The organism is Sutcliffiella horikoshii (assembly GCF_002157855.1).
Taxonomy (GTDB): domain Bacteria; phylum Bacillota; class Bacilli; order Bacillales; family Bacillaceae_I; genus Sutcliffiella_A; species Sutcliffiella_A horikoshii_C.
In genome coordinates this window covers 2,506,500-2,532,615 of sequence record NZ_CP020880.1, presented here as the reverse complement: position 1 = coordinate 2,532,615, position 26,116 = coordinate 2,506,500, and the positions used below count along the sequence as shown (strand labels likewise).

The window sequence follows — 26,116 nt, the reverse complement described above, 5'->3', positions numbered from 1 at the left end:
CACACATCTTTGAATTCTCTCTTTTCGTACGAGGTGGATCTCCATTTGAAAAGGAGAGAAGAAGAATGAATCAATCAAATCGCGTCAAAAAAATGGTAACAGTAGGGATGTTAAGTGGTATTTCCTATCTGCTTATGTGGCTAAGCTTTCCACTACCTTTGTTACCGCCATTTTTATCCGTGGACTTCAGTGACGTCCCGGCATTGCTTGCAGCCATTATCTTTGGGCCGGTGGCTGGTATTACAGTCGAAGCAATCAAAAATATCTTGCATTATATTGTGCAAGGAAGTATGACAGGAGTTCCTGTTGGACAGTTGGCTAATTTCACTGCAGGGGTATTATTTATACTGCCGACTTATTTCATCTTTAATAAAATTCGTACAACCAAAGGATTAGGATTAGGTTTGGTTGCGGGTACAGTATCCATGGCATTGATCATGAGTGTACTCAACTATTATATTTTCTTACCTGCATTCACATATTTCCTTAATGTCCCATCTGGGTCTTCCGCTCAAATGATTGAAGGAATTGTGAAGGGTATCCTACCTTTTAATATAATCAAAGGGTTGATTGTCACTTTCTTGTTCTTATTATTATATAAGAAGCTTGCAATTTGGCTCGATCGTCAGTTAGAAATAAAGAATGTTTAAATAAAATAAAGAAGAAGCCCCGATTCCATAAGGATCGGGGCTTCATTTCTTATAACTATTCAAATTTTAATGCGTCGCCATCGAATGGCTCGTCAGCAATTTTAATTGAATCAGTCGGACAGCCTTCAAACGCGTCCATCATGTCTTCTTCAAGTACATCAGGAATTTCTACAATTCCTTGGTTGTCATCAAGTGTTACGAATGCAATACCTTCATCATCGTAGTCGTAAATGTCTGGAGCTGCAGCACCGCACGCTCCACAAGCGATACAAGTATCTTTGTCAACAATCGTGTATTTTGCCATGAAAATAAACCTCCCAATTAGTAACTAGTCAATTAAATGATTTCCAATATTTAGTTGGAAGCCAATTCCTTATAATTTATATTGTAAAACTGTTTTCCCAACTTTTCAATAGAAAACTCAATGAGAATGCTTATCACACAAGGGTTTTGAAACATATTGTTAGATTACCCGACGAAAAGATGTGATAAACATGTCATCCTTTACAAAATTTTGATAAAATGACTGTAGGGGAAGAAAGGTGTAGAAATTTGATGAAATCATTCGAATATTTGTGTCTGAAATGCCTTGATTCATTTAGAGGAGAACGGAGCAATTCAGCGATATACCATTTATTTAGAGGAAAGAAATCTTCGCAAACTATACAGGATGCCAATATCTTCTCATTGGTTAATGTATATGGACTTTTTCCCGATCTAAACAGAAACTTTCTTCAACAAACCATACATTTTTTACAGGCGGAACAACTTATTCGTGAAGTACATAGCGAGCATTACAAAGTTACAGACAAAGGTAAAAAGCAGTTGTCAGATGGCGAAAAACTTTATTATTTAGCTCCTTATTTAAATGGATATGCATACAAAGATAAAAGTTTGACTTTTTGGAAGAGATATTCTCTGCTTGTTCAAACTATGTCTAATTTGGCAGGGAAAGAAAGTACATTTATCCCTATACAGTATGACGAATCTATCCAAAGGTGGGTAAAAAATTATTTATTGAGTCAAAATGGCAGTTCAAAAAAACAGTTATTAAACGATTTGTTTAAGGAAACAAACAGTTTGCTTACTCAATTACCGACTAATCAAGCGACTGTCTTTGCACTCAAACTATCTGGTTATCGACATACAGGAAATACAGATGAGCAAATAGCAAAAAGTTTAAAAAAAGACTCCGCCTGGATTCACGTGGAGTTCCAATCAGCTCTGCACTTTTTAATTCAAAGCTTAGAGGAAAAAGGCGCGGCTTCAATCTACAATAGTCTTTTTATTATTTGTCGTGATTTGCTGGAGAGACCACTGCTTACTGAAACCACACAAAAAAGTTTAAAGTTGCTTCATCAAGGACTCAGTTTACCGGAGATTGCCAATATACGGAGATTGAAGGAAAGTACCATTGAAGATCACGTTGTAGAGATTGCCATGCAGATTCGTGAATTTTCGCTAATTCCTTATGTAAAAGAGGAAGACATAGCAGCAATCCAGGCTGTTATTCATGATTTGCAAACACACCAACTTCGCAGAATTAAAGAGCAGTTAAACAATCATGATATCAGTTATTTTCAAATAAGGTTAGTACTAACAAGGATGGGGGATAGCGATGAACCTAGACACTCTGCTGGAAGTTAAAACCGGCTTTTCTTCTTTTAGACCGGGTCAAAAAGAAATTATCCAGGATGTCCTAAGCAAAAAAGATGTCATCGCGTTACTTCCTACAGGAGGGGGTAAATCTCTATGTTATCAACTTCCAGGTTACGCTCTTGGGGGCACCGTCGTCATCGTTTCCCCATTATTATCCCTAATGGAAGACCAGGTACAGCAACTTAGGTCAAGTGGAGAAAAAAGTGTCGTCGCGTTAAACTCATTTTTGACCTTCTCAGAAAAAGAAAAGCTGTTATCCGTTGACTTGAATTCTTATAAATTCCTTTTTATCTCACCAGAAATGCTTCAGGTAGATAAATGGATCAAGAAACTCCAAACAGTTCGTATTGATTTGTTTGTAGTAGATGAAGCACATTGTGTTTCTCAATGGGGGCATGACTTTCGGACGGATTATCTGAAATTGGGAACGGTAAATAAAATCCTTGGAGAACCGCCCACATTGGCCTTGACTGCAACTGCAACAAAAGCCGTCATACAAGATATTCAAGCATTTTTAGGCATGTCAGAACCTGTTTTTCACATCAATTCATTGGACAGACCTAACATAGCATTAAAAGTGGAAGAAGTAGTCAATAACCAAGAAAAAAGGGAACGGTTACTTGAATTGATAACCGACTTGCAACCTCCAGGCATCATCTATTTTTCGAGCAGAACAAAGACGGAAGAACTTTATGAATACCTAACGGAAAATGGAATAAACAAGGTCGCATATTATCATGCCGGATTATCACAAGAGCAACGAATTTTAATTCAACAACAGTTTTTGATGGATCAGGTTGACCTAATCTGTTGTACAAGCGCTTTTGGGATGGGTATAAATAAAAGTAATGTACGGTATGTTCTTCACTACCACCAGCCAACTCAAATGGAGTCTTTTGTGCAGGAAATTGGACGTGCAGGAAGAGGGGGAAACCAAAGTATTGCAATCTTGCTCAAAAGTAAGGAAGATGCGATGCTGCCAGAGTTCATAATAGGCAATGAATTGCCTGACCAAGAGTGGGTATCTTATATCCTTCAAAACCTGGTCAATGAATACGGTGAAATAGAATCCATATCAAAAAAACAAATGAAAGAATGGGTAGAACAATATCCAGAGCAGGAGTCCTATTGGAGGTATCTCTTTTTTCAACTAAACGAGTTCTTACACAAACACGGGAAACTGAATATCGCCTCTCTTCAACCATGCATAGAAGAGATACAAAGCAGAATTGACAAACGAACTACCATGAAACGTTCGAAGCTTAAGGAGTTTAATAATTGGACTACCACAGCTCTTTGCAGGAGAAAAGAGTTGCTGCATTATTTTGATGAAGAGATGTCCACTCCTATACAGCAATGTTGCGATAACTGTGGATTGAATATGGACAGTTATAGTCGGGAAATAAAATTCACTTCAAAAAGTGATGTAGACCAGCAACCTGTAACCTGGGAGAAGGTTTTGAAAAAAATATTTTGGCAGGAAGATGAGAATTGAAAAACAGACAAGCAGAAATCATTAAACATATGAACCCTAGAGAGCTTTTATATCATCTCTATCTTTCTCAAATTGCATTTTTTGTTATCGGACTAGTACTGGCCTATTTTTTGTTTAACAGTTTGGAATCCATTAAACAAATATTTGCATGGCAGCCAGTAAACATTTTTGTCATTGGAACAAGCGTCGCACTAATTGTGGTAGGCGCAGATCTTTTACTCATGAAATTGGTGCCTAAAAGCCTTTTAGATGATGGCGGTATTAATGAGAAAATGTTTCAGACAAGGTCCTTCCCGCACATCATTCTTTTAGCATTCATAATATCCTTTGCAGAAGAGTTCCTTTTTAGAGGAGTGATTCAAACTCATTTTGGGATATGGGTTGCCAGTATTTTGTTTGCAGCTCTTCATATCAGGTATTTGCACAAATGGGTATTGTTCATCTCGGTCGTAATTATCAGCTTTATTTTAGGATACACCTATGAAGTCACAGGCAGTCTATGGGTTACCATTTGGGCCCATTTCCTGATTGATATGTTGCTTGCTTGCAAAATTAGAGCAGACTATTTGAAAAATAATAACAAGTGGAAGACGGGAGTGGTAAGAGATGGAGAACAATAAAGGGTTAGATCAAGCAGACGGGTTACGGGAAGAAGTACAAAAAGAATCAAACAAACTCCCATCCAGAAGTGAGCTTCACGCACAAAAAAGAAGTAAAAAAACAAAATGGAAAGTGAACTTTCCGTTCGTCAGGCTGATAGGCGTATTATTTTTGTTAATTCCTATCAGTATTATGGCTATTCATTTTAATAATCAGGAGACAAATTTCTTAGATAAGATGTTTACGCCAGCAGTTAAGAACGTAGAGCAAATCTCTATTCCTACCAATGTTTCGGCAAGTACAGTAGACAACGTTGAAGAGAATGACGAGGAAACGCCTGTTGAAGCGGAACAGGTGTCTACCAAGGATGAAGAAGCTAAAGAGGTTGTAGACCAAGAGAATGAAGCAGATGGTCCAGGTAAAAATGCAGAGAAGACAGAAAGCAAAAGTACTTCTGAACAAAATGATTCAGCTCCTGCATCACAACCGGAAACCGAAGAAAAGGACGTTGCGGAAGAGGAAGTGGAAGAAGAATCATCCAATGTGACATATGTAGAGCATATTGTCCAAGAAAGTGAAACACTCTACCGAATATCCATGAAATACTTCAGCAGCAGAGAAGGAGAAAGTATCATCAGTGATCACAATAACCTTGTGAACGGCCAAGTAAACGTCGGGCAAAAGCTTCTCATTCCGATTAATAGATAACCTTATAGACATATAAAGATTAAGAAAGCATAATACCGTTGATTTCCGTTCCATACGCTTCGCTTGCCTGCGGAAATCAACACCGTCGTTTACCCAACAACTAAAATTTTGTAGTTTAAAACTAGGCGGTTTACTGCCTGGTTTTTTTAATTATCCCCTCAACATTTCCATTAGTAAATCATAGAGTGGATGTGTTCTGCATAGTTTTTTAGTAGGACAGGTTGGAAAGAAGGGATGACAGTGGAACATGCAATAAAGACGCTCAACCATCATACAGACGAAGCAACAAAACAAACACTACAACTCTTAGTAGACAAAAAACGAAAACAAGATACATTTAAAAAGAGGGAATGGAGATGGAGAATGTCCTGTTGCATTACTCTAGGTTTATTTTTAATGTACATTTACTTCTTTATTTTCAAGCAATCCGCTTCTTATTCAGCAAGCATTTCCTACTTTTTTGATCGCTCCATTCATTTTTGGATTGTCATGTTTATTGGCTATCAGATTGGGATGATTAAGTACTTGCTATATAAAAAAGATAAGGCAGAAAAAGAGTACCATGACCTCAGAAAGGAAATGGTAAAACGAAGTGATGACTATTGGCCAAAGCCTGCAGACTGGAAGCAACGACACCAAGTATTTGATCTTATGAAAAAAGAGTTTGATATCAATTTATATCATGAGACAAAGTGAGTTTGCTACAAATTTTGGATAGTGTGATATAGTTGGATTACAATTATGCACAAAAGGGGAAGTTCGAGATGATATGGATCATACTTGGAGTGGTGGCTCTTTTTGGAGTATCACTTCTTTTCTATATGTATAAGCAAGCAATGCAAGAGAATATTATAGAGCAAACTCTTGCATTTCCAGATTTTCCGCAAAGCTTTGGTAAAATAAGAATCTTCTTTATTTCAGATATACATAAACGGAAAATCAGTGCTGAGTTCATTAATAAAATAAACAACATAGATTTGGTGATTATTGGTGGGGACTTAACAGAAAAGAAAGTGCCTCTATCACAAGTTTCTGAAAATATTGAACAACTAAAGGAACTGGGCATTGTTTTTTTCGTATGGGGAAATAATGACTATGAAGTAGATTATCACGAATTAGACTCCCTGCTTCTTCAACAAGGAGTGAAAATATTAGATAACACCAGCTATTTGTTCGAAAGTGAACTTGGTGACCGACTGGAATTAGTTGGGGTGGACGACCTGGTCCATGAACGGGACGATCTTGCCACCGCTCTAGAAGAAACGGAGAGCGACAGTTTTAAGATCTTGGTCAGTCATGAACCTGAAATTGTTGAGAAGTTTGCAGATGGAGAAAATATCAGCCTTGTCTTAAGCGGGCATACGCACGGGGGGCAAATTAGAATTTTTGGTTTCGGTCCTCATGAAAAAGGAAGACTGACTCAATTGCCTCATACAACACAGTTAATCAGTAATGGATTTGGGACTTCTTTAGTGCCGCTTAGGCTTGGTGCCCCGCCTGAAACACATATTTTGACTGTTACTACACGAGCGGAGGCCTGATTTTCAGGTGCCGCTTTTTACTTTGTTGGCATAACTTTCTTAAGTCTCTCAGAAAAGATGACACCTATTCAAAACCTATACAAAGTTTACACAGTATCATTCGTGCTATATAATGCAAGTAATGATTTTGAAAAGAGAGAAAGGGATCTGTATGGCAAATAATGAAGGTAAATACAATATTAAGGCAGCATCCAAAATGCTGGGTATCCAACCGGGTACATTAAGGGCTTGGGAAAGAAGATATCAGATCATCGCTCCCGTAAGGAATGAGTCCGGGCACCGATTATACACGGAAGAGCATATCAAAATACTGAAGTGGCTAATACAGAGGGTAAATAAAGGCTTCACCATCAGTCAAGCTGTTTCACTTCTTGAAAAAAACAATCAGGCTCTTTTGGAATCAGATTCTACACAACATACAGATCAAGAAGATTTATCTACTGATTTGCTAAACCAATTACTAGAAGCTCTATTGGAGTTCAATGAAGGTCAAGCTCATGAATTAATGGATAAAATATTCAGTTTATATTCTGTAGAAAAAGTGTTAATAGATATTTTGGGGACGCTATTAGTGAAGGTTGGTGACATGTGGGAAAATCATGAAATATCAAGTGCACATGAACACTTTGCGTCTGCATTTTTGCGTTCTAGAATAGGAATGATTCTTCATGGATTACCAGTGAATGGATTTTTACCTAAAACCGTGTCAGTATGCGGACCTGGTGAATGGCATGAACTGGGATTATTGATATATACACTGTTTGTGCGTAGAAAAGGCTTTGAAACCATATACTTAGGAACAAGTATTGCCGATGAAGATATTCATATTGTTTTAAAAGAAGTACAGCCGAAATTTTTATTCCTGTCATGTACATTGTCCATCAACCTGCCAAAAACATTAGAAATGGTGACAGCGCTTAAAGAACAATATCCGGACCTCTTGATTGGGTTGGGAGGTACCGCAGTGGATAAAATGCCAGAAATTAAAAAACACAAATACGCTGATCACCTTATCGGAAACTCAATGAAAGAATGGGAAGATTGGCTAAGGGTCAGAATGAACTGATTTCATCTGCAACAATACGAATTACTCACGAACCAACTTACACCTTTTATCATAAAATGTAATAAGTTCTATGGTGTTAAAGGTTGGGAGGAGTCTTTCATGCGGCTGGAACGTTTAAACTACAACAAGATAAAGATATTCCTCACATTTGATGACTTGGAAGATCGCGGGTTAACAAAAGAGGATTTATGGAAAGATTCGCAAAAGGTTCATCAGCTGTTTCGTGACATGATTGATGAAGCTAGTGCGGAGCTGGGTTTTGAAGTGAGTGGATCATTGAATGTGGAAGTATATGCCCTTCAAGCTCAGGGTATGGTGGTAATTGTAACATCAACAGACCACGAGGAAATAGAAGAAGAGTTCAATGATGATTATATAGAGATGCAAGTGACAGTAGATGAATGCCAAGAACTGTTTTATGTATTTCAATCTTTCGACCACTTAATCGATTTAGCCAAAAGGCTTCAAAGCCTCAATATAAATGGCGGTACCATTTATTCGCATGATCATATGTTCTATCTTCTCCTGATGGAAGAAGATGTGGATGCAAACATGGATATCGACACCTTAATTGCACTATTATCTGAATACGGCACACCATCGACCATGACGACGCACCGAATAGAAGAATATGGAAAATTGATTATGAAACAATCCGCTATGAAGCAAATAAATTCTTATTTTAATTAGAAAGCAGCCTATTCTACATAGATCATTTTGTAGTGTAGGCTGTAAGTATTTTCTGATATTTCTTACGTTTTGTAATCGGTTACATTTTTTTAATAAAAGTTTATTTTCTATCTTTGCATAAGTTGAAGTAAGGTGTATACTATGTCATGAAGATGGACTATTTCAATCTTATTATGTGAGACAATCTAGGAGGTTTACTTATGGTAGCCGAGAAAAGCAATGATAAAAAAAGTTCTAACGAAGACAAGTTAGATGTATTAAAATCGACACAAGTTGTTATACATAAAGCATTAGAAAGGCTAGGCTATCCCGAAGAAGTCTATGAATTACTTAAAGAACCTTTGCGTATGCTTACGGTGAAAATCCCTGTCCGGATGGATGATGGATCTGTGAAGATCTTTACTGGATATCGCGCACAACATAATGATGCAGTTGGACCAACTAAAGGTGGAATTCGTTTCCATCCAAATGTCTCTGAAAAAGAAGTTAAAGCACTATCCATCTGGATGAGCTTAAAATGTGGAATAGTGGATCTTCCATACGGTGGCGGTAAAGGCGGGATTGTCTGTGATCCCCGTGAAATGTCATTTAGAGAACTAGAAAGACTAAGCCGTGGCTATGTTCGTGCAATCAGCCAAATAGTAGGACCAACAAAAGATATTCCTGCTCCAGACGTGTTCACTAACTCCCAAATTATGGCCTGGATGATGGATGAATATAGCAGAATCGATGAATTTAATTCTCCTGGATTTATTACAGGAAAACCTCTAGTATTAGGTGGCTCACATGGCCGTGAATCAGCTACAGCTAAAGGGGTTACCATCTGCATTCGTGAAGCAGCGAAGAAAAAAGGAATTAATATTGAAGGAGCTCGCGTAGTTGTACAAGGTTTCGGTAATGCGGGTAGTTACCTTTCCAAGTTCATGCATGATGCAGGGGCAAAGGTTGTAGGTATTTCTGATGCATACGGCGGACTGTATGATCCAAACGGTTTGGATATCGACTATTTGTTAGATCGTCGTGACAGCTTCGGAACGGTTACAAAACTTTTCAACAACACGATTACCAACAAAGAATTGCTTGAGCTTGAATGTGATATTTTGGTTCCGGCAGCGATTGAAAACCAAATTACGGAAGAGAACGCACATAATATCCGCGCTAAAATTGTAGTAGAGGCAGCGAATGGACCCACAACTATTGAAGGTACACAAATCCTTACGGACCGTGGCATTCTTCTTGTTCCCGATGTGCTTGCAAGTGCGGGTGGAGTAACAGTATCCTATTTTGAGTGGGTACAAAATAACCAGGGTTACTACTGGACAGAAGAAGAAGTAGAAGAAAAGCTTGAAAAAGTAATGGTGAAATCGTTCAACAATGTATACGATACATCACAAAGCCGCCGTGTAGACATGCGACTATCCGCATACATGGTCGGTGCACGTAAAATGGCCGAAGCATCCCGCTTTAGAGGCTGGATTTAATATTTGCTTAAGCTTTCACAATCCCCTATCATATAGTGATGGGGGATTTTCTGATTTCCTAAAATATAAGTAAATCCCTTGTTGATCGGAGTGGAAGGCTCGAAGACTCCTCGAAAATGCTATCGCATTTTCTTCGTGCGATGTATTGCTGTCGAAGTCTTCCTTGTCCTGCGGGAGGAAGGGACAGGGGAGACCCCGCAGGCGAAGCCGAGGAGGCTCCCGGACCGCCCGCGGAAAGCGAAGAGCCTGTAACGGAGATCAACAAAGTATAAAATAAAATCCCTCGAATTTAAAAATACGGAGTTGAACAACGGTGATAAACAGAGATGCCATCATTGTCGGCGGTGGTCCATGCGGACTGGCAGCAGCCATTGCACTAAAGGATGCAGGACTATCCCCGCTTGTCATAGAAAAAGGAAACATTGTAAATGCCATCTACAATTACCCAACGCACCAAACCTTCTTCAGCTCAAGCGAGAAGCTCGAGATAGGAGAAGTGCCTTTTATCACAGAAAATAGAAAACCAGTCAGAATACAAGCTCTGACTTACTATCGGGAAGTAGTGAAGAGAAAGAAAATTGAAGTGAACGCGTTTGAATTAGTAGAACATGTGGAAAAAGTTCAGGACGGTTCATTTATCGTACATACATCCAAACAATCCTACTCCACAAAACATGTCATCATTGCGACTGGCTATTATGATAACCACAATAAACTGGATGTGCCTGGGGCTGACTTAGATAAAGTGTCGCATTACTTCAAGGAAGGGCATCCTTATTTCGATAAGCATGTCGCTGTCATTGGGGGGAAGAACTCTAGTGTGGATGCAGCATTAGAATTAGTAAAAGCAGATGCACATGTAGCAGTCATCTACCGTGGGGAGACATATTCGTCAAGTGTGAAACCATGGATTCTTCCGGAATTTGATGCGTTAGTACGTAATGGCACCATTCGAATGGAATTTGAATCTAATGTGACTAACATTACCGAGAAAGAGATTTCATTTGTTAATAAAGATGGTGAGGAGCAAACGATCTATAATGATCACGTGTTTGCCATGATTGGGTATCATCCAGACCATTCCTTCTTGACGAAGATGGGCGTCGGGATAGATGAAGAGACAGGACGTCCCACCTTTAACGAGGAAACGATGGAAACAAACGTATCGGGGATTTTTATTGCAGGTGTTATTGCAGCAGGTAATAATGCAAATGAGATCTTTATTGAAAACGGTCGCTTTCATGGCGGTATGATCGCGGAATGTATTAAGGAGAGAGAATAGGTATTTTAGTTAGAGATTGTGATTTGGTGCTATCTAAGCCTCAAATCACAATCAGAATTTGTTAACGGTAACAGAGAAGGCTCCTCAACACCCGAAGCAAGCTGTGAACCCCGAAAACGGTAACAGAGAAGGCTCCTCAACGTCCGAAGAAAGCTGTGGAATTCGAAAACGGTAACAGAGAAGGCTCCTTAGCGCCCGAAGCAAGCTGTGAACCCCGAAAACGGTAACAGAGAAGGCTCCTCAGCGCCCGAAGCAAGCTGTGGAATTCGAAAACGGTAACAGAGAAGGCTCCTCAGCGCCCGAAGCAAGACGTGAAGCTCAACAACGGTAACAGAGAAGGCGTTTTCCTATACAAATACTTCATCTTATCTTAAAAATAATTCCTGCAGTTTATCAGGGTTATTCGTACTTTCTAATGCAATCATCAGTTTTATTCTGGCTTTTTGCCCGTTCAGTCCATTCGAGAATATTACGCCAAGCTCTTTTAACCTGCGTCCGCCCCCTTCATAGCCATAAATATCCTGCACTATTCCGTTAAAGCAACGTGATACCATCACAACTGGGATGTTTGCTTCCCTTAAAGACTTAATTCCTTCCACAGCTGTTGGGGGAATATTACCTTGTCCAAGTGCTTCTAAGATTACGCCGTCCACTTGCATATCTTTTAATGCATGAAAAATACTTGAATCCATGCCGGCATATGCTTTTAAAAGCATGACGTTTTTCGTGATGGCATCTACCCGGTATTTGTCTTCGGAAACGGGAGAATGGTGAAAAAATGCTCCTCGTTTAGTTACAATCCCAATTGGACCATATTGAGGGCTTTGAAATGTTGCGATATTAGATGTATGTGTCTTTGTTACGTTCTTGGCGGTATGTACTTCATCATTCAGCACAACGAGCACGCCTTTATTCTTAGCTTCTTCGCTAGCCGCAACCTTTACAGACGAAAGGAGATTATAAGGGCCGTCAGAACCAATTTCGTTGCTTGAACGCATTGCTCCAGTCAGCACGATTGGAACCCGTGTTTGGACTGTTAAATCAAGGAAAAAGGCAGTTTCCTCTAAAGTATCCGTTCCGTGCGTAACCACAAACCCCTCGATACCTTGTTCCATAACCTGTTGATCAATAAATTTGGAAAGCAAAAGCATGTGTTGTGATGTTATATGTGGGGAAGGAAGATTAAATAGTTCATGACTTTCAATATGAATGTTAGAGTCAACGATTAAAGGGATGGTGGTCAAAGGATTTCGTTCACCTGGCGATACTGCGCCGGTTTGTTCGTCCTCTGACATCGAGATTGTCCCACCTGTGTGAATAATCATGATTTTCTTTTTCATTGTCGTATGCACCTCATTAGTTTAAGCTTTCTCTTTAATCTTTATATTTTACAAACAATTTCCAAAAGTTTAGACATCTTATTTCATTAATTACGATAACATGATACGATAAAAAAAAACAGATTGAAACGAGGCTTATTTATGCTGGCAGTTGTATCCGCCGGGATTGCTCCAGGCTTAGCATTATTGTCTTATTTTTATTTAAAGGATACTTTTGAAAAAGAACCAATCACCTATGTATTTAAAATATTTATGTTTGGTGCACTGCTTGTGTTTCCGCTAATGTTTATACAGTACGTAATTGAACTCGAGCTTGGGGTCTCCTCACATTTAGTAAAAGCTTTCCTTATGTCGGGTCTTCTTGAAGAATTCTTCAAGTGGTTTATCCTCATATATCTTGTCTATCAAAATCTCCATTTTGATGAGCATTACGACGGAATTGTATATGGTGTAGCTGTATCTTTAGGCTTCGCTACAGCAGAGAATATTCTCTTCTTGATTGCAAATGGAGTGGAACTCGCCTTTGGCAGAGCTATTCTCCCTGTCTCCAGTCATGCTTTATTTGGCGTGATTATGGGCTATTATATTGGAAAAGGGAAATTTAACACGAATATTAAGCATAAACGGATATGCCTTACGTTGTCTTTATTCACTCCGATTTTCTTGCACGGAATGTATGATATGATTATTCTCTCTCAGAAATATTGGGGATTATATATGGTTCCATTTATGATTTTTTTATGGTGGCTTGGCCTAAGAAAAGTAAAGCTCGCAAATACTGTAGAAATATAGCTCGCACAAACGTTAAATACAATAACGTTTGTGCCGGGCTATTTTTTATGTAGAATCAATCCATATTATGGAATACCTCTTTTCTCCAAATGTATCTGTATAAAATACCAATATCTACAGAAAATACATTGTAACAATTGTTTAAAGAAGACAAAGGAGGAAATGTAAGGTGAAACGGTTACTAATAATTTCATGTATGTTTCTTTTTAGCACATGTATGTTATTTTCGATAAATCAAAACTCAGTCAATGCCTTTTCTGAACAAATCATCCAAAAAGGCGCGACAGGGAATGATGTTGTCGAATTGCAAGCCCGCCTCCAGTATAACGGTTATTACCATGCAAGGATTGATGGGGTATATGGATGGAGCACATACTGGGCTGTGAAAAACTTTCAGCAGGAGTTTGGCCTAGATCATGTAGATGGATTAGTCGGGCCAAAAACGAAAGAAATGCTTCATAAGTCGACAAAGTTCTATAAAGATTGGGTCCATCAGCAGATCAATTCAGGTAGAAAGTTCACGCATTATGGCGGTATGGAACTAAAGTATCAAGTAGAACCTTCCCAAGCGACTGTTGAAAAAGCAAAGCAAGGGGCTACAAATCAGTGGGAAAAGCAAAAAACTCAATATCAAAAGCAAACTCCGACACCGCAAAAGGATCAAGCAAAACCTGCACCTAATCAACAACAACCTGCTCCAGGACAACAACAAGAGCAGCCGGCACCAGAGCAGCAGCCAGCACCAGAGCAGCAACCAGCGCCGGAACAGGAACAACCTGAACCAGCTCCTGAAGAACAGGCAGCTCCTGAAGACCAACCGGCAGAAGATGAAGGAGAAGCACAGAGTGCAACCAATATGCCTGGTGGGTTTTCCGAAAATGATATTCAATTGATGGCAAATGCCGTTTATGGAGAAGCGCGTGGGGAACCGTATGAAGGTCAGATTGCGGTAGCTGCCGTAATCCTGAACCGTATTAATTCACCTACTTTCCCAAATACAGTATCCGGGGTAATCTTTGAACCGCTTGCGTTCACAGCTGTTGCTGACGGTCAAATTTGGCTTACTCCAAATGAAACGGCGAAAAGAGCGGTCATCGATGCGATCAATGGAATGGATCCATCGGAAGGAGCAACGTATTATTTTAATCCTGATACGGCAACAAGTGGTTGGATTTGGGGACGTCCACAAATTAAGCGAATTGGAAAGCACATTTTCTGTGACTAAAGAAGAGGGTGAAGAATTATGTTGAGACTTGTTATCATCGCTGTTTTAGCAATTGCAGTAGCAGGAACAGGCTATTGGGGTTATCAAGAGCATCAAGATAAAAACGCAGTCCTCATTAATGCGGAAAACAATTATCAGCGTGCTTTTCATGACCTTGTCTATCATGTAGATTTGTTGCATGACAAAATTGGAACAACCTTGGCAATGAGTTCAAGAGAGCAACTTTCGCCATCCTTTGCCGAGGTATGGAGAATCACATCAGAAGCGCAGAACGATGTTGGACAGTTACCATTGACACTCCTGCCTTTTAACAAAACGGAAGAGTTTTTGACCAATACAGGGGACTATACGTATCAAGTGGCGGTTAGGGACTTGGACAAAAATCCTTTAACGGATGAAGAATATAATACACTTCAAGCGCTCTATCAAAAATCGGATGAAATAAAACAAGAGCTGAGAAGAGTTCAGAGCATGGTCATGAGCAACAATTTGCGCTGGATGGATGTAGAACTTGCACTTTCTGCCAAAGATCAGCCTCAGGATAATACGATTATTGATGGCTTTAAAACGGTCGAAAAAAACGTGGAAGGTTATGATGAAGCAGACTTCGGACCGACTTTTACCTCCATGAATCAGGAAGATAAGAATTTCAGCCAGCTTTCAGGAAAAACGATAACAGAAGAAGAAGCAAAAAAGATTGCCGATAAATACTTAGAACTTGAAGGAAACGAAAAAATCACCATAACTGAAAATGGCGAAGGCTCCAAGTTTGGTTTTTACAGTTTGAAAATTGTTGATAAAAATCAACAGGACACATTCATGGATATTGCCAAAAAGGGTGGTATACCTATTTACTTGGTCCAAAATAAAGAATCGAAAAAGAAGAACATCAGCTTAAACGAAGCAACGGAGAAAGCCAGAAACTTTTTGAAACAGAATAAGTTTGACACGCTGGATTTATATGAGAGTGTAGAATACAAAAAGCTTGGTATCTTTACATTCGTGTCAAATGTAGATGGAGTGCGGATATATCCAGATTCCATCAAGATGAAAGTCAGTCTTGAAACAGGTGAGATTGTCGGCTTTTCTGCTAAAGATTACTTGATGTCCCACCACCTAAGAGAAATACCTGAACCTGGGATTTCATTTGAAGAAGCAACGCAGAGAATCAATGAAAAGGTAATGATCATGGAGGATTCCCTTGCCATTATCAACAATGATCTTGGCGAAGAGGTACTGTGTTATGAGTTTCTGGGGACAATCGATAATGACACCTATCAGATCTTCATCAATGCCAATGATGGACGTGAAGAAAAAGTGGAAAAATTAAAAAACCCGGAACTGTTATATGATTTGTAATTATATGGAGGAAAAGTCAAAATTGGCTTTTCCTTTTTTTCGTAAAATGGTTTAATAAGTATATAGAGAGAACGGTTTTATTAAGGGAGGCAGTTTTTTGTTAAAACCAGGGGTCGTACTAACGCTGCAAGTGAGAAACGATGATAAAGTTGAAAAATATAGATGTAAAGTACAGGAAGTAAAAGAGAGAGAGTTTTATGTCGACTATCCATCACACATGGAGAACGGGAGAACGACATACATATTGAATGGTACACAATTACTCATTACATATGTGACAGATGAAGGTGTAGCATATACATTTGAAAGCGAAGTCCTCGGAAGAATGAAACAAGCAATACCAATGGTACAATTGTCCTTTCCAGGGTACCACCAGGTATTGAAAGTTCAGAGGAGACAGTATGTGAGGGTCGAAAGTAATATGGATGTATCGGTTCATCCGCTTTCCTTTCATTTTACTCCTTTCGTCACGGTCACGCACGATATTAGTGCAGGAGGTGCTGCACTAATTTTGCCAGAAAAAGCCAGTCTGCCTGAAAAGGGTCATATTTTCACCACATTTGTCATTCATTTAAATAATGGAGAAATCCATTATTTAAAACTCAAAAGTAAAATCATTAGGTTAGTGGAGGATAAGGCAAAGAATAGGTGGAAAGTATCATTGCAATTTGATCCTGTTAATGAAGTGCAAAGACAAATCATTATGAAGTACTGCTTTGAACAGCAACTCTTATTAAGAAAAACTCATTCTTTAGCATAATCCCTTCCAAATCCATCCATACTGATAGTAGTATAGAGATTGGTAAAAGTGAAGGAGAATAATATGAAAAGAGTGGAAAGGATCATTATCAAACTGATCGTCATCCAATTAATCTGTCTCATCTGTGCACAAGGACTCTTGTTATATACCGATTCAGGCCCTTTTTTAAGTAAGGTCATTCAGTATGAGGGAGTAGGCGGTATGAAGATAATAGAACATATAGAAACATTCGACCAAAGTAGATGAGTATGATAAAATATACATGAAATAAGTCTAAGAAAATATGCAGGGTGACCTGCTTTTTTCATGTAAAAAAATGATAAAAGGTACATTCAGGAGGAACTATGAAACAACAATTATCTATAGCAATTGATGGTCCTGCAGCGGCAGGTAAAAGTACGGTAGCAAAAATTGTAGCAGACAAATTAGGTTATTTATACATTGATACAGGCGCTATGTATAGAGCGGTGACATTCCAAGCAATTAGAAAGGATGTTAACCTTGAAGACGAGGTATCTTTACAACAACTAGTAGAAAAGATGGATATTGATCTTCGAATTGCAAACAATCAATCGCAGCATGTGTACATAAATGATGAGGATGTAACAGAGCAAATCCGCACACATGAAGTGACAAATAATGTATCCATTGTTGCCAAGCATAAACATGTTCGTGAAGAAATGGTTGCAAGACAAAGAGTACTAGCTAAAAGAGGCGGAGTAGTGATGGATGGAAGGGATATCGGGACTCATGTTCTTCCAAATGCTGAAATAAAAGTCTTCCTTTTGGCCTCTGTAGACGAAAGGGCACATAGAAGACATGCCGAAAATCTATCAAAGGGCTTTAACTCAGATCTTGAAAAACTGAAAGAAGAAATTGCTAGAAGAGATAAGCTTGACTCCGAGCGTGAAATTGCCCCATTACAAAAGGCAGAAGACGCGAAAGAAATTGATACCACTTCCTTGAATATTGATCAAGTTGTAGAGAAAATCATGGATTTGGTTCATCAAAATGAGGAGACTAGATAACCATGACATTTTACTCATTTGCCAAGTTCATCGTTTCTGTTGTGCTTAAGCCACTGTACCGCATTAAGGTGGTGGGCAGTGAAAATATACCTAAAGAAGGTTCCGTATTAATCTGTTCCAATCATATAGATAATTTGGACCCCCCGGTAGTCGGAATTACTTCACCTAGAACCGTTCACTTTATGGCAAAAGAAGAGATCTTTCATGTACCCATTCTGAAAACCATTCTTCCAAAGTTGCATGCTTTTCCAGTAAAAAGAGGAATGAGTGATAGGGAAGCATTGAGAAAAGCTTTGAAAGTGCTGAAAGAGGGGCATGTTTTAGGACTTTTTCCTGAGGGTACGAGAAGTAAAACAGGTGAGTTGGGCAAGGGTTTGGCAGGTGCAGGATTTTTTGCACTCCGTTCCGAAGCAACAGTAGTACCGTGCGCGGTCATCGGACCTTACAAGAAGTTTCAACCCCTGAAAGTGGTGTATGGCAAGCCTATCGATTTTACCCAACACCGTCTGGAGAAAATCTCGGCAGAAGAAGCAACTTTAGTGGTAATGGATTCCATAAAAGAACTTATCGAAAAAAACAGATAGTTTAAGAGTTTTGACTTGACAAAATGTCCTATTTATTAGAAGTTAGTAGAAGGAAGCTAAATTATGTAGGAATTTGTTAAAGCTATTTCTGCTAATTTATCACCTGGCAGTTCTAATTGATCTGTCTGATCAATCAAGTAAGTTAACATCCGTTAATTTATGAATTATTACACGAAACAAATGCAACTTTTGTTAAGTTCGCATGCAAAGGCAAATGCCGGCATGCTTACGTAACGTCTACCGTTACTTACATAAATAATGGATTAGCTGGTTTGTATGGAGGAGGTAATAATGATGGTGGAAGACATGAATCAAGTAGAAGTTAACAATTTAGAGGTTGGCAACACAGTGACTGGAACAGTTACAAAAGTAGAAGAAAAACAGGTCCTTGTATCAATTGAGGGCAGCAAGCTAGATGGTATCATCCCAATAAGTGAACTATCCAGCCTTCATGTTGAAAAAGCGACAGATGTCGTTTCAGAAGGCCAGGAACTTCAACTTAAAGTTACAAAGGTAGAAGAAGAATTACTAGTACTATCTAAAAAAGCGGTGGATGCTGACTTGGCGTGGGAAGATCTGCAAAAGAAATTCGAATCCAAAGAAGTGTTCGAAGCTGAAATCAAAGATGTTGTCAAAGGTGGACTTGTAGTTGACCTTGGCGTAAGAGGATTTGTTCCTGCATCTCTAGTTGAAAATTACTTTGTTGATGACTTTTCCGATTATAAAGGGAAAACATTAACGTTTAAAGTGGTAGAACTTGAAAAAGAGAAGAATCGTGTGATCCTTTCCCATCGTGCTGTAGTAGAGGAAGAGATGCAAAATAAAAAACATCAATTATTAGATACCATCCAAACAGGTCAAGTGCTTGAAGGCACCGTACAACGAATTACCGACTTTGGGGCATTTGTTGATATCGGTGGAGTAGATGGATTAGTTCATATTTCTCAATTATCCTATGAGCACGTAGGAAAACCTTCAGATGTAGTGACTGAAGGCCAAAAGGTCAATGTTAAAGTTCTTTCTGTAGATCGCGACAATGAAAGAATTTCTTTATCCATTAAAGAAACATTACCTGGACCATGGTCCCAAGTATCAGAAAAGCTATCTGCAGGTAGTGTAACAGAAGGTGTTGTAAAACGTCTGGTTTCCTTCGGAGCTTTTGTTGAAGTACTTCCTGGTGTGGAAGGCTTAGTTCATATCTCGCAAATCTCCAACAAGCATATCGGTACACCGCATGAAGTCTTAACAGAAGGCGATAAAGTACAAGTAAAAGTGTTGGATGTAAACGAAGCTGATCAAAGAATCTCCTTAAGCATCCGTGAGTTGGAAGAGCCGGAACAAGAAGAGGATTACAGTCAGTATAACCAATCAGAGGACACTGGCGGTTTCCAATTGGGCGAAATGATCGGGGATAAACTAAGCAAGCTTAAGAAATAATAAATGATATACAAATAATGATGTCAAGGTGATAACAGGTGAGTAGAGCTCAAAGGAAAATGGACCATATTCAACATGCATTAACTACAGGACAAGTAAGGCAAACTGGATTTGACGATGTAATATTTGTTCATCAAAGCTTGCCTAACCTCTCCACCACTGACATTCAATTGAATACAAAAATAGGCGAACTTACACTAAGTTCGCCTATTTTTATCAACGCAATGACAGGTGGGGGCGGCAAAAAAACGTGGGAAATTAACAAAGCACTGGCTGAAGTGGCGAAGATTTGCAATGTTGGCTTGGCAGTAGGCTCTCAAATGTCTGCAATCAAAGATCAGGATGAGGCAACTACCTACGAGATCGTTCGAAAAGCGAACCCTAACGGTTTGATTTTTGCGAATCTCGGAAGTGAAGCTACTGTTGAACAAGCTAAACAGGCAGTGGACATGCTGGAAGCAAATGCCCTTCAAATTCACCTAAATGTCATACAGGAACTAGTCATGCCTGAAGGTGATCGTGATTTTTCCGGTGCCCTTGGAAGAATTGAGCGAATCGTCAACTCCTTGAACGTTCCGGTGATCGTAAAAGAAACAGGCTTTGGTATTAGTCACGAGACGGCTAAAAAGCTAGTAGATATAGGAGTTTCTATTATTGATGTTAGTGGCTACGGTGGGACTAACTTCTCTAAAATAGAAAATGAGCGCCGAACACAAAGGTTGGAGTTTTTTAATGATTGGGGAATTCCTACTGCAGCTTCTATTGCGGAAGTGAAACATGCTGTACCTGGCACCTCGATTATTGGATCTGGTGGAATACAAAAGCCAATGGATATTGCCAAAGCTATCGCTCTAGGTGCTTCAGCTGTTGGCTTGGCAGGTTACTTTCTAAAAGTATTTATGGAAGAAGGGCAAGATGGTTTAATTCAATTAATTCATCAAACACATGACGAATTAAGGTGGATGATGACTGCACTTGGAGCCTCTACTATAGAAGATTTGCAACAAGCTCCCATCATGATTACTGGTGAAACCTATCACTGGTTGACCCAACGTGGAGTAGATTGCTCAACTTACAGCAACAGAACATTACAAAACTAAAAATGCACAAACCAACGCCTTCTTTCTGAATTAATGGAAAGAAGGCGTTTTTTATTGAGGGAAAGTTCATCGACGTTATGAAGACCTCGGTGACAAGAAATAAGGGGAGAGGTGTCTTCATCGACGTAATGAAGACCTCGGTGACGAGAAATAAGGGGGAGAGATGTCTTCATCGACGTAATGAAGACCTCGGTGACGAGAAATAAGGGGAAGAGGTGTCTTCATCGACGTTATGAAGACCTCGGTGACGAGAAATTAGGAGAAGAGATGTTCTCATCGCCTATATGGAGCCAATGTTGATTAGTTAAAGATGAACCCAAAGGATAGACCTGGCCAAGGCCAACATTTCAAAACTATTTGAAAAGCAAGAAACGCCCCAAAAGATTTTGGGACGTGAGTTTAGGTCGCGTTAGCGTTTTTTGTTATTTATTTCGCTCTCTTGCTCCTTCAGGGCCTTCCATACTTGTTGCTCCCGGATACTTTAGAGATTGATCTCGGTCTGATTCCGTTCTCTTTTGGGCTTTCAGTTTTCTTTCTTGTCTATCTTTTCCCATGTGATCACCTCTTTTCTCAGAATCTGTTTCATATTATTTGCTTAATCGGTAAAAACATACTGTGATGAATGATTAGTATTCTCTCTTTTTAGGCATAATGATTTGGTGAGAGGAGGGAGAAAAATGGAAACAACAGGGCAATATTTTTATTTTTTAAGTTGGATGGGTTGGATCATCGTTACGTTTTTCTTCCCTAAATCTGCAATCAGAACAAATATGTCTATTCTCTTGCTAGTAGTAATAGCATGCTCAACTACCACTGTACAAATGTTCGGTTTCACCATAACCGCCTCGTTTCTTGTGTTGGCTGTTACTGCTCTTATAATGCTAGTAAATTCATTAAGGCAAAAATATATTTTACATTATTTCTCCATCTGTACCGTCGCGTTGGCGTATGTATGTTTTATCATATTTGAAATATATGATCCGGTTTGGATTTTTCTAGATAGAACCTGGTTGCTTTCCGTCATTATCTTATATTTATCATTGCTCCTTTTTAAAACAAAGAGGGAAAGGTTCGTGTTTATGCTTACGGGGGTATTACTGGGTGAGGTATTGCGCAGTATTGTAACGGACCGCATCTTTTCCTATTCGGATATTGGGTCCTTTGAGTTTTTGGCAGTTCTTGCTTTGTCTTCAGCGGGAATGGCAACATGGATGATGTTTGAAACATTGACCATACACCTAGATTCTTTAATTCAAAAGCGCGTAAGGGAGAGACAAGGATGAACGAATACACATTGCCCATTATTTTTGGGGTGGTAATAGGTTTAGCGACAAGGCTATATATGCTAGTTACCGACTATCGGCAATATCCTACCTATCTGCATGGTAAAATCATACACTTATCGCTCGCTTTCATTGCTTCAGGTCTAGGTACCATAGCGGTGCCAGCCATTATGGAAGAGGAGTTTGCGGCTATTACATTTTTAGCTCTGGCTGCTTCCCAATTTCGTGATGTAAGAAATATGGAGAGAAACACTCTTACGGAATTGGATGCATTTGAATTGGTACCAAGAGGAAGTACATATATAGAGGGAATCGCCATTGCTTTTGAAGGAAGAAACTATTTAGTAATGATTACTGCTTTTTTGGCCACGCTTGCTTATTTGGCAGCTAACATTTGGGTAGGATTATTTGTTGGTATTTCTGCGGCTCTTATATCCCATAAATTAATGACTGGTGGGCAGTTGAAGGACATTGTAGATATTGAGTATGTGAAGCCTCACTTTGATGGTGCAGGCTTGTATGTTGATAACATCTATATTATGAATATTGGATTACCTGATCGTCAAAAAGAAGTATTGCAATATGGGATGGGCTTTATTTTAAAACCGAAAAATTTCAATGCCAGAACGACGATAGCAAACCTTGGACAGAGACAGGCGATTCTCCATGATATGTCGACAGCACTTGGAGTGTACCGTGATTCCGGTACGCCAGCACTTGTCCCGTTGGCTAAAAGGGATTTAGATGATGGTCGTGTAGGAGTGTTCCTTTTACCACAAGAACAGGACTTAGAAATAGGGATTGCCATTCTAGAACGGGTACCAACTTTGGAAAATGCTATAAGAATGCCTACGAAAAACTTAAAGGAAAAGGTGAACAAGTAGGATGGAATTTGAGAAATATATACTTGCTGTAATTACGACCAATACAAGCAAAATAGCTGGAGGAGCACCTATTTTTACCTGTGAAACGAAAGAAGAAATGGAATTTATTGCAGCAAACCTTGAAGCGATACTAGACGGAATTGCACACGGGTTGGGTGAAGATTTATATATTATTGTCAAACATTAAGGCCAACATAATGGCTTTGCAAAAAGTCAGACTTCCTTATTGCGGGGAATAATGTTAAACTATTCAAGTTAGACCTTCCTTTGCAGGAGGGTTTCTTTTATTAGAAGATACAACAAAGTATCCTAAAACATTCTTTTGTAAAGACTAATAAAATCGAATGATTAGCATGAAAGAAATATTACATAAATTTTATAGAAAAATGGGAGGGTGGTCACCATGCCAAAACCAACCGTAGCGATCGTTGGAAGACCAAACGTGGGAAAATCCACAATATTTAACAGAATCGTTGGAGAAAGGATTTCCATCGTAGAAGATGTACCAGGAGTTACTAGAGATAGAATATACAGTTCTGGAGAATGGTTAAACCAATATTTTAATATTATTGATACAGGTGGAATAGAAATTAGTGATGCACCGTTCATGACGCAAATTCGTGAACAAGCTGAAATTGCCATTGATGAAGCGGATGTAATCATTTTCATGACAAACGGCCGTGAAGGGTTAACTTCAGCTGATGAAGAGGTTGCAAAAATTCTTTATCGTTCTAAAAAGCCTGTCGTGGTTGCCGTTAATAAAGTGGACAATCCTGACATGAGAGATACCTTATATGACTTCTACGCACTAGGTTTTGGTGAGCCGATCCCAATCTCAGGATCACATGGATTAGGACTTGGAGACTTGCTTGATTTTGTCATCGAGAACTTCCCGAAAGATGAAGAAGAAGATTATGATGAGGATATCATTAAATTTTCATTAATTGGCCGTCCAAACGTCGGCAAGTCTTCTCTTGTGAACGCGTTGCTTGGTGAAGAACGTGTTATTGTTAGTGACGTAGCAGGTACAACAAGAGATGCAATTGACACGCCTTACTCATATGACGGGAAAGATTACGTTATTATTGATACAGCCGGTATGCGGAAAAAAGGCAAAGTATACGAGACGACTGAAAAGTACAGTGTTTTACGTGCTTTGCGTGCGATTGAACGCTCAGACGTTGTTTTAGTTGTGATCAATGGAGAAGAAGGAATCATTGAACAGGATAAAAAAATTGCAGGATATGCACATGAAGCGGGCAGAGCCATTGTTATTGTAGTAAACAAGTGGGATGCCGTGGAAAAAGATGAGAAGACCATGAAGGAATTCGAGCAAAAAATTAGAGATCACTTCTTGTTCTTGGATTATGCACCGATTGTGTTCTTATCTGCTAAAACAAAAAAGCGAGTTCATACACTTATTCCTAAAATCGAAATCGCAAGTGAAAATCACTCCATGCGTGTGATAACAACCGTGTTGAATGATGTGATCATGGATGCAGTTGCGATGAACCCGACGCCAACTGATAAAGGCCAGCGATTGAAAATCTATTATGCGACACAGGTTGCAGTAAAGCCGCCTACCTTTGTTATTTTCGTCAATGATCCAGAGCTTCTGCACTTCTCATACAAACGTTTCTTGGAAAATCGTATTAGAGATGCATTTGGTTTTGAAGGAACACCTATTAAGCTAATCGCACGTCCACGAAAGTAAAAGGGAGGAGTGAGTCAGTGAAAAAGGTTGCTGTATTAGGAGCAGGAAGCTGGGGCACGGCCCTTGCAATGGTACTTGCCGACAATAATCACGAAGTACGTCTATGGGGGCATAAACAAGCTCAAATCGATGAAATCAATCAAAGCCATACGAATGAAAAATACTTAAAGAATATTAAGCTATCCGAAAAGATTGTAGGATTTACGTCCATGGAAGAGGCGGTAGATTCTGTAGAAGCCATCGTTCTTGCAGTACCTACAAAAGCGATGAGGGAAGTGTGCCAACAATTAAAAGGTTATTTGAAGGCGCCGGCTTTATTTGTTCATGTAAGTAAGGGAATCGAACCTGATACACATTTAAGGGTGTCGGAAGTGATAGAAGATGAACTTCCGGAATCTATCCGTGAAGCGGTTGTAGTTCTTTCAGGTCCCAGCCATGCAGAAGAAGTAAGCATGAGGCAACCTACAACGGTTACGGCAGCTTCTTTGAATATTGCAGCTGCTGAAAAGGTACAAGACCTATTCATCAACCAGCATTTCCGTGTCTATACGAATAGTGATGTAGTAGGAGTAGAAATCGGTGGATCTCTTAAAAATATCATTGCGTTGGCTGCTGGTATTACGGATGGCCTGGGATATGGCGATAATGCGAAAGCTGCTTTGATCACAAGGGGGCTTGCTGAAATTGCTCGCCTCGGAAGTTGCCTTGGGGCCAATCCGCTTACGTTCCTTGGCTTGACAGGGATGGGTGACCTTATCGTAACATGTACAAGTGTTCACAGTAGAAACTGGAGAGCTGGAAACATGTTAGGGAAAGGCATGAAGCTTGAAGAGGTATTAGAAAGCATGGGAATGGTTGTGGAAGGTGTACGTACCACCAAGGCCGCATATCAGCTATCCCAAAAGCTCCAAGTGAAAATGCCGCTAACATCTGCACTTTATCATGTATTATTTGACGGAGTGGATCCAAAGGATGCGGTTGATGAACTGATGAGCCGCTCTAAAACAACAGAATTGGACGACCTTGCACAACTCTTAGGTGACAGAGTCCAGTAAACTGAGAAACCCCTTCGTATTACGGAGGGGTTTCTGTTTGTTTAAGAGAAGAAAGTCTATAATTCGGTTGATTTCCGTTCCAGGCGCTTCGCTTGCCTGCGGGCGGTCCGGAAGCCTCCTCGGGGATTCGCCCTGTGAGGTCTTCCCTGTCCCTTCCTCCCGCGGCGTCTGCGCGCCTTCCACTTCAATCAACAAGGTGACCTCTTTCAACTTAGTTTTAAAAAACTATCTCATCGAGTTTTCAGAATAAGCATTAACATATCTTAACGTAATTTCTAGCTGTGGATTGGAGCAAAAGGCGGAGACTCCAGCGGGGGAGTAACGGTAGCTTGAGACCCCTGAAGCGCAGCGAGGAGGCTCAAGCACCGTCCCGCGGAAAGCGA

28 protein-coding genes are annotated in these 26,116 nt (G+C 39.6%); 25 read left to right on the top strand and 3 right to left on the bottom strand.

Features of this window, described 5'->3' with window-relative positions; genetic code table 11:
- The first annotated feature begins 65 nt into the window (after window positions 1-65).
- Complete coding sequence (locus tag B4U37_RS13030; protein WP_088018581.1) at window positions 66-650, top strand: ECF transporter S component; 585 nt, start codon at window positions 66-68, stop codon at window positions 648-650.
- A 55-nt stretch (window positions 651-705) separates the two neighbouring features.
- Here the strand turns inward: B4U37_RS13030 and B4U37_RS13025 are convergent, their stop codons facing one another.
- Window positions 706-954 carry a ferredoxin gene (locus B4U37_RS13025; RefSeq protein WP_010194489.1) on the bottom strand — a complete coding sequence of 83 codons (249 nt, stop codon included), beginning with the start codon at window positions 952-954 and terminating at the stop codon, window positions 706-708.
- A 251-nt stretch (window positions 955-1,205) separates the two neighbouring features.
- Here B4U37_RS13025 and B4U37_RS13020 point away from each other — a divergent pair, with 251 nt between their 5' ends.
- The 10 genes from B4U37_RS13020 (at window position 1,206) to B4U37_RS12975 (ending at window position 11,172) form a co-directional block, all read left to right on the top strand.
- Window positions 1,206-2,297, top strand: coding sequence for a YpbB family protein (locus B4U37_RS13020; RefSeq protein ID WP_157663783.1), 1,092 nt, complete (start codon window positions 1,206-1,208; stop codon window positions 2,295-2,297).
- Window positions 2,269-3,804, top strand: a complete 1,536-nt coding sequence (locus B4U37_RS13015; RefSeq protein ID WP_088018579.1) for a RecQ family ATP-dependent DNA helicase — start codon at window positions 2,269-2,271, stop codon at window positions 3,802-3,804. The genes B4U37_RS13020 and B4U37_RS13015 overlap by 29 nt, the downstream gene beginning before the upstream one ends.
- Window positions 3,801-4,424, top strand: coding sequence for a CPBP family intramembrane glutamic endopeptidase (locus tag B4U37_RS13010; protein WP_088018578.1), 624 nt, complete (start codon window positions 3,801-3,803; stop codon window positions 4,422-4,424). The genes B4U37_RS13015 and B4U37_RS13010 overlap by 4 nt, the downstream gene beginning before the upstream one ends.
- Entirely contained in the window at window positions 4,411-5,112 is a 702-nt protein-coding gene (locus tag B4U37_RS13005) for a LysM peptidoglycan-binding domain-containing protein (RefSeq protein WP_088018577.1), read from the top strand. The genes B4U37_RS13010 and B4U37_RS13005 overlap by 14 nt, the downstream gene beginning before the upstream one ends.
- Before the next feature lie 240 nt (window positions 5,113-5,352).
- The gene (locus B4U37_RS13000; RefSeq protein ID WP_157663782.1) at window positions 5,353-5,808 is read left to right on the top strand and encodes a DUF2663 family protein; all 456 of its coding nucleotides are present in this window, start codon (window positions 5,353-5,355) and stop codon (window positions 5,806-5,808) included.
- A 68-nt stretch (window positions 5,809-5,876) separates the two neighbouring features.
- Window positions 5,877-6,653: a metallophosphoesterase gene (locus B4U37_RS12995; RefSeq protein ID WP_088018575.1), complete on the top strand. Its 777-nt coding sequence runs from the start codon at window positions 5,877-5,879 to the stop codon at window positions 6,651-6,653.
- Between the two features lie 151 nt (window positions 6,654-6,804).
- Window positions 6,805-7,719 carry a MerR family transcriptional regulator gene (locus B4U37_RS12990; RefSeq protein ID WP_088018574.1) on the top strand — a complete coding sequence of 305 codons (915 nt, stop codon included), beginning with the start codon at window positions 6,805-6,807 and terminating at the stop codon, window positions 7,717-7,719.
- 99 nt (window positions 7,720-7,818) lie between these two features.
- The gene (locus B4U37_RS12985) at window positions 7,819-8,409 is read left to right on the top strand and encodes a genetic competence negative regulator (protein WP_088018573.1); all 591 of its coding nucleotides are present in this window, start codon (window positions 7,819-7,821) and stop codon (window positions 8,407-8,409) included.
- A 200-nt stretch (window positions 8,410-8,609) separates the two neighbouring features.
- Window positions 8,610-9,890, top strand: a complete 1,281-nt coding sequence (locus B4U37_RS12980) for a Glu/Leu/Phe/Val family dehydrogenase (protein ID WP_088018572.1) — start codon at window positions 8,610-8,612, stop codon at window positions 9,888-9,890.
- 313 nt (window positions 9,891-10,203) lie between these two features.
- Window positions 10,204-11,172, top strand: coding sequence for a YpdA family putative bacillithiol disulfide reductase (locus tag B4U37_RS12975; RefSeq protein WP_088018571.1), 969 nt, complete (start codon window positions 10,204-10,206; stop codon window positions 11,170-11,172).
- Window positions 11,173-11,537: 365 nt separating this feature from the next.
- Here the strand turns inward: B4U37_RS12975 and B4U37_RS12970 are convergent, their stop codons facing one another.
- Entirely contained in the window at window positions 11,538-12,512 is a 975-nt protein-coding gene (locus B4U37_RS12970; RefSeq protein WP_088018570.1) for an asparaginase, read from the bottom strand.
- Between the two features lie 141 nt (window positions 12,513-12,653).
- Here B4U37_RS12970 and prsW point away from each other — a divergent pair, with 141 nt between their 5' ends.
- From prsW to fni, 9 genes are all read left to right on the top strand, one after another.
- Window positions 12,654-13,304: a glutamic-type intramembrane protease PrsW gene (gene prsW / locus B4U37_RS12965; RefSeq protein WP_088018569.1), complete on the top strand. Its 651-nt coding sequence runs from the start codon at window positions 12,654-12,656 to the stop codon at window positions 13,302-13,304.
- Between the two features lie 196 nt (window positions 13,305-13,500).
- Window positions 13,501-14,529, top strand: coding sequence for a cell wall hydrolase (locus tag B4U37_RS12960; protein WP_244951606.1), 1,029 nt, complete (start codon window positions 13,501-13,503; stop codon window positions 14,527-14,529).
- Window positions 14,530-14,547: 18 nt separating this feature from the next.
- Window positions 14,548-15,888, top strand: a complete 1,341-nt coding sequence (gene ypeB / locus B4U37_RS12955) for a germination protein YpeB (RefSeq protein WP_088018567.1) — start codon at window positions 14,548-14,550, stop codon at window positions 15,886-15,888.
- A 97-nt stretch (window positions 15,889-15,985) separates the two neighbouring features.
- Window positions 15,986-16,648, top strand: a complete 663-nt coding sequence (locus B4U37_RS12950; protein ID WP_088018566.1) for a flagellar brake protein — start codon at window positions 15,986-15,988, stop codon at window positions 16,646-16,648.
- Between the two features lie 63 nt (window positions 16,649-16,711).
- Window positions 16,712-16,894, top strand: a complete 183-nt coding sequence (locus B4U37_RS12945; protein ID WP_088018565.1) for a YpfB family protein — start codon at window positions 16,712-16,714, stop codon at window positions 16,892-16,894.
- Window positions 16,895-16,992: 98 nt separating this feature from the next.
- A complete protein-coding gene (gene cmk, locus B4U37_RS12940) occupies window positions 16,993-17,676 on the top strand; it encodes a (d)CMP kinase (protein ID WP_088018564.1) in 684 nt (227 codons plus the stop codon).
- A 2-nt stretch (window positions 17,677-17,678) separates the two neighbouring features.
- Window positions 17,679-18,260: a lysophospholipid acyltransferase family protein gene (locus tag B4U37_RS12935; RefSeq protein WP_088018563.1), complete on the top strand. Its 582-nt coding sequence runs from the start codon at window positions 17,679-17,681 to the stop codon at window positions 18,258-18,260.
- A gap of 294 nt (window positions 18,261-18,554) precedes the next feature.
- Entirely contained in the window at window positions 18,555-19,697 is a 1,143-nt protein-coding gene (rpsA, locus tag B4U37_RS12930; protein WP_088018562.1) for a 30S ribosomal protein S1, read from the top strand.
- 38 nt (window positions 19,698-19,735) lie between these two features.
- Complete coding sequence (gene fni, locus B4U37_RS12925) at window positions 19,736-20,797, top strand: type 2 isopentenyl-diphosphate Delta-isomerase (RefSeq protein ID WP_088018561.1); 1,062 nt, start codon at window positions 19,736-19,738, stop codon at window positions 20,795-20,797.
- A 422-nt stretch (window positions 20,798-21,219) separates the two neighbouring features.
- Here the strand turns inward: fni and B4U37_RS12920 are convergent, their stop codons facing one another.
- Window positions 21,220-21,351 (bottom strand): YpzI family protein, encoded by a 132-nt coding sequence (locus B4U37_RS12920; RefSeq protein ID WP_010194104.1) that lies wholly within the window; start codon window positions 21,349-21,351, stop codon window positions 21,220-21,222.
- A gap of 123 nt (window positions 21,352-21,474) precedes the next feature.
- Between B4U37_RS12920 and B4U37_RS12915 the strand changes: the two genes are divergently transcribed.
- The 5 genes from B4U37_RS12915 to B4U37_RS12895 all read left to right on the top strand — a co-directional run bounded on the left by B4U37_RS12915 (window position 21,475) and on the right by B4U37_RS12895 (window position 25,733).
- Window positions 21,475-22,080: a YphA family membrane protein gene (locus B4U37_RS12915; RefSeq protein WP_088018560.1), complete on the top strand. Its 606-nt coding sequence runs from the start codon at window positions 21,475-21,477 to the stop codon at window positions 22,078-22,080.
- Window positions 22,077-22,964 carry a YIEGIA family protein gene (locus B4U37_RS12910; protein ID WP_088018559.1) on the top strand — a complete coding sequence of 296 codons (888 nt, stop codon included), beginning with the start codon at window positions 22,077-22,079 and terminating at the stop codon, window positions 22,962-22,964. The genes B4U37_RS12915 and B4U37_RS12910 overlap by 4 nt, the downstream gene beginning before the upstream one ends.
- A 1-nt stretch (window position 22,965) precedes the next feature.
- Window positions 22,966-23,151: a capping complex subunit for YIEGIA gene (locus B4U37_RS12905; protein WP_088018558.1), complete on the top strand. Its 186-nt coding sequence runs from the start codon at window positions 22,966-22,968 to the stop codon at window positions 23,149-23,151.
- 216 nt (window positions 23,152-23,367) lie between these two features.
- Window positions 23,368-24,678, top strand: a complete 1,311-nt coding sequence (gene der, locus B4U37_RS12900; RefSeq protein ID WP_088018557.1) for a ribosome biogenesis GTPase Der — start codon at window positions 23,368-23,370, stop codon at window positions 24,676-24,678.
- A gap of 68 nt (window positions 24,679-24,746) precedes the next feature.
- Window positions 24,747-25,733, top strand: a complete 987-nt coding sequence (locus B4U37_RS12895; protein ID WP_281252784.1) for an NAD(P)H-dependent glycerol-3-phosphate dehydrogenase — start codon at window positions 24,747-24,749, stop codon at window positions 25,731-25,733.
- Window positions 25,734-26,116 lie beyond the last annotated feature (383 nt).

Coding starts and splice junctions, on each gene's coding strand:
- B4U37_RS13015 (WP_088018579.1), top strand. CDS start 2,269: ATGAACCTAGACACTCTGCTGGAAGTTAAAACCGGCTTTTCTTCTTTT.
- B4U37_RS12985 (WP_088018573.1), top strand. CDS start 7,819: ATGCGGCTGGAACGTTTAAACTACAACAAGATAAAGATATTCCTCACA.
- B4U37_RS12995 (WP_088018575.1), top strand. CDS start 5,877: ATGATATGGATCATACTTGGAGTGGTGGCTCTTTTTGGAGTATCACTT.
- B4U37_RS13005 (WP_088018577.1), top strand. CDS start 4,411: ATGGAGAACAATAAAGGGTTAGATCAAGCAGACGGGTTACGGGAAGAA.
- rpsA (WP_088018562.1), top strand. CDS start 18,555: ATGGTGGAAGACATGAATCAAGTAGAAGTTAACAATTTAGAGGTTGGC.
- der (WP_088018557.1), top strand. CDS start 23,368: ATGCCAAAACCAACCGTAGCGATCGTTGGAAGACCAAACGTGGGAAAA.
- cmk (WP_088018564.1), top strand. CDS start 16,993: ATGAAACAACAATTATCTATAGCAATTGATGGTCCTGCAGCGGCAGGT.
- B4U37_RS12970 (WP_088018570.1), bottom strand. CDS start 12,512: ATGAAAAAGAAAATCATGATTATTCACACAGGTGGGACAATCTCGATG.
- B4U37_RS12990 (WP_088018574.1), top strand. CDS start 6,805: ATGGCAAATAATGAAGGTAAATACAATATTAAGGCAGCATCCAAAATG.
- B4U37_RS13030 (WP_088018581.1), top strand. CDS start 66: ATGAATCAATCAAATCGCGTCAAAAAAATGGTAACAGTAGGGATGTTA.
- B4U37_RS12910 (WP_088018559.1), top strand. CDS start 22,077: ATGAACGAATACACATTGCCCATTATTTTTGGGGTGGTAATAGGTTTA.
- B4U37_RS12915 (WP_088018560.1), top strand. CDS start 21,475: ATGGAAACAACAGGGCAATATTTTTATTTTTTAAGTTGGATGGGTTGG.
- B4U37_RS13025 (WP_010194489.1), bottom strand. CDS start 954: ATGGCAAAATACACGATTGTTGACAAAGATACTTGTATCGCTTGTGGA.
- B4U37_RS12905 (WP_088018558.1), top strand. CDS start 22,966: ATGGAATTTGAGAAATATATACTTGCTGTAATTACGACCAATACAAGC.
- B4U37_RS12945 (WP_088018565.1), top strand. CDS start 16,712: ATGAAAAGAGTGGAAAGGATCATTATCAAACTGATCGTCATCCAATTA.
- B4U37_RS12935 (WP_088018563.1), top strand. CDS start 17,679: ATGACATTTTACTCATTTGCCAAGTTCATCGTTTCTGTTGTGCTTAAG.
- B4U37_RS12895 (WP_281252784.1), top strand. CDS start 24,747: ATGGTACTTGCCGACAATAATCACGAAGTACGTCTATGGGGGCATAAA.
- B4U37_RS13020 (WP_157663783.1), top strand. CDS start 1,206: ATGAAATCATTCGAATATTTGTGTCTGAAATGCCTTGATTCATTTAGA.
- prsW (WP_088018569.1), top strand. CDS start 12,654: ATGCTGGCAGTTGTATCCGCCGGGATTGCTCCAGGCTTAGCATTATTG.
- B4U37_RS12920 (WP_010194104.1), bottom strand. CDS start 21,351: ATGGGAAAAGATAGACAAGAAAGAAAACTGAAAGCCCAAAAGAGAACG.
- B4U37_RS12960 (WP_244951606.1), top strand. CDS start 13,501: ATGTTTCTTTTTAGCACATGTATGTTATTTTCGATAAATCAAAACTCA.
- ypeB (WP_088018567.1), top strand. CDS start 14,548: ATGTTGAGACTTGTTATCATCGCTGTTTTAGCAATTGCAGTAGCAGGA.
- B4U37_RS12980 (WP_088018572.1), top strand. CDS start 8,610: ATGGTAGCCGAGAAAAGCAATGATAAAAAAAGTTCTAACGAAGACAAG.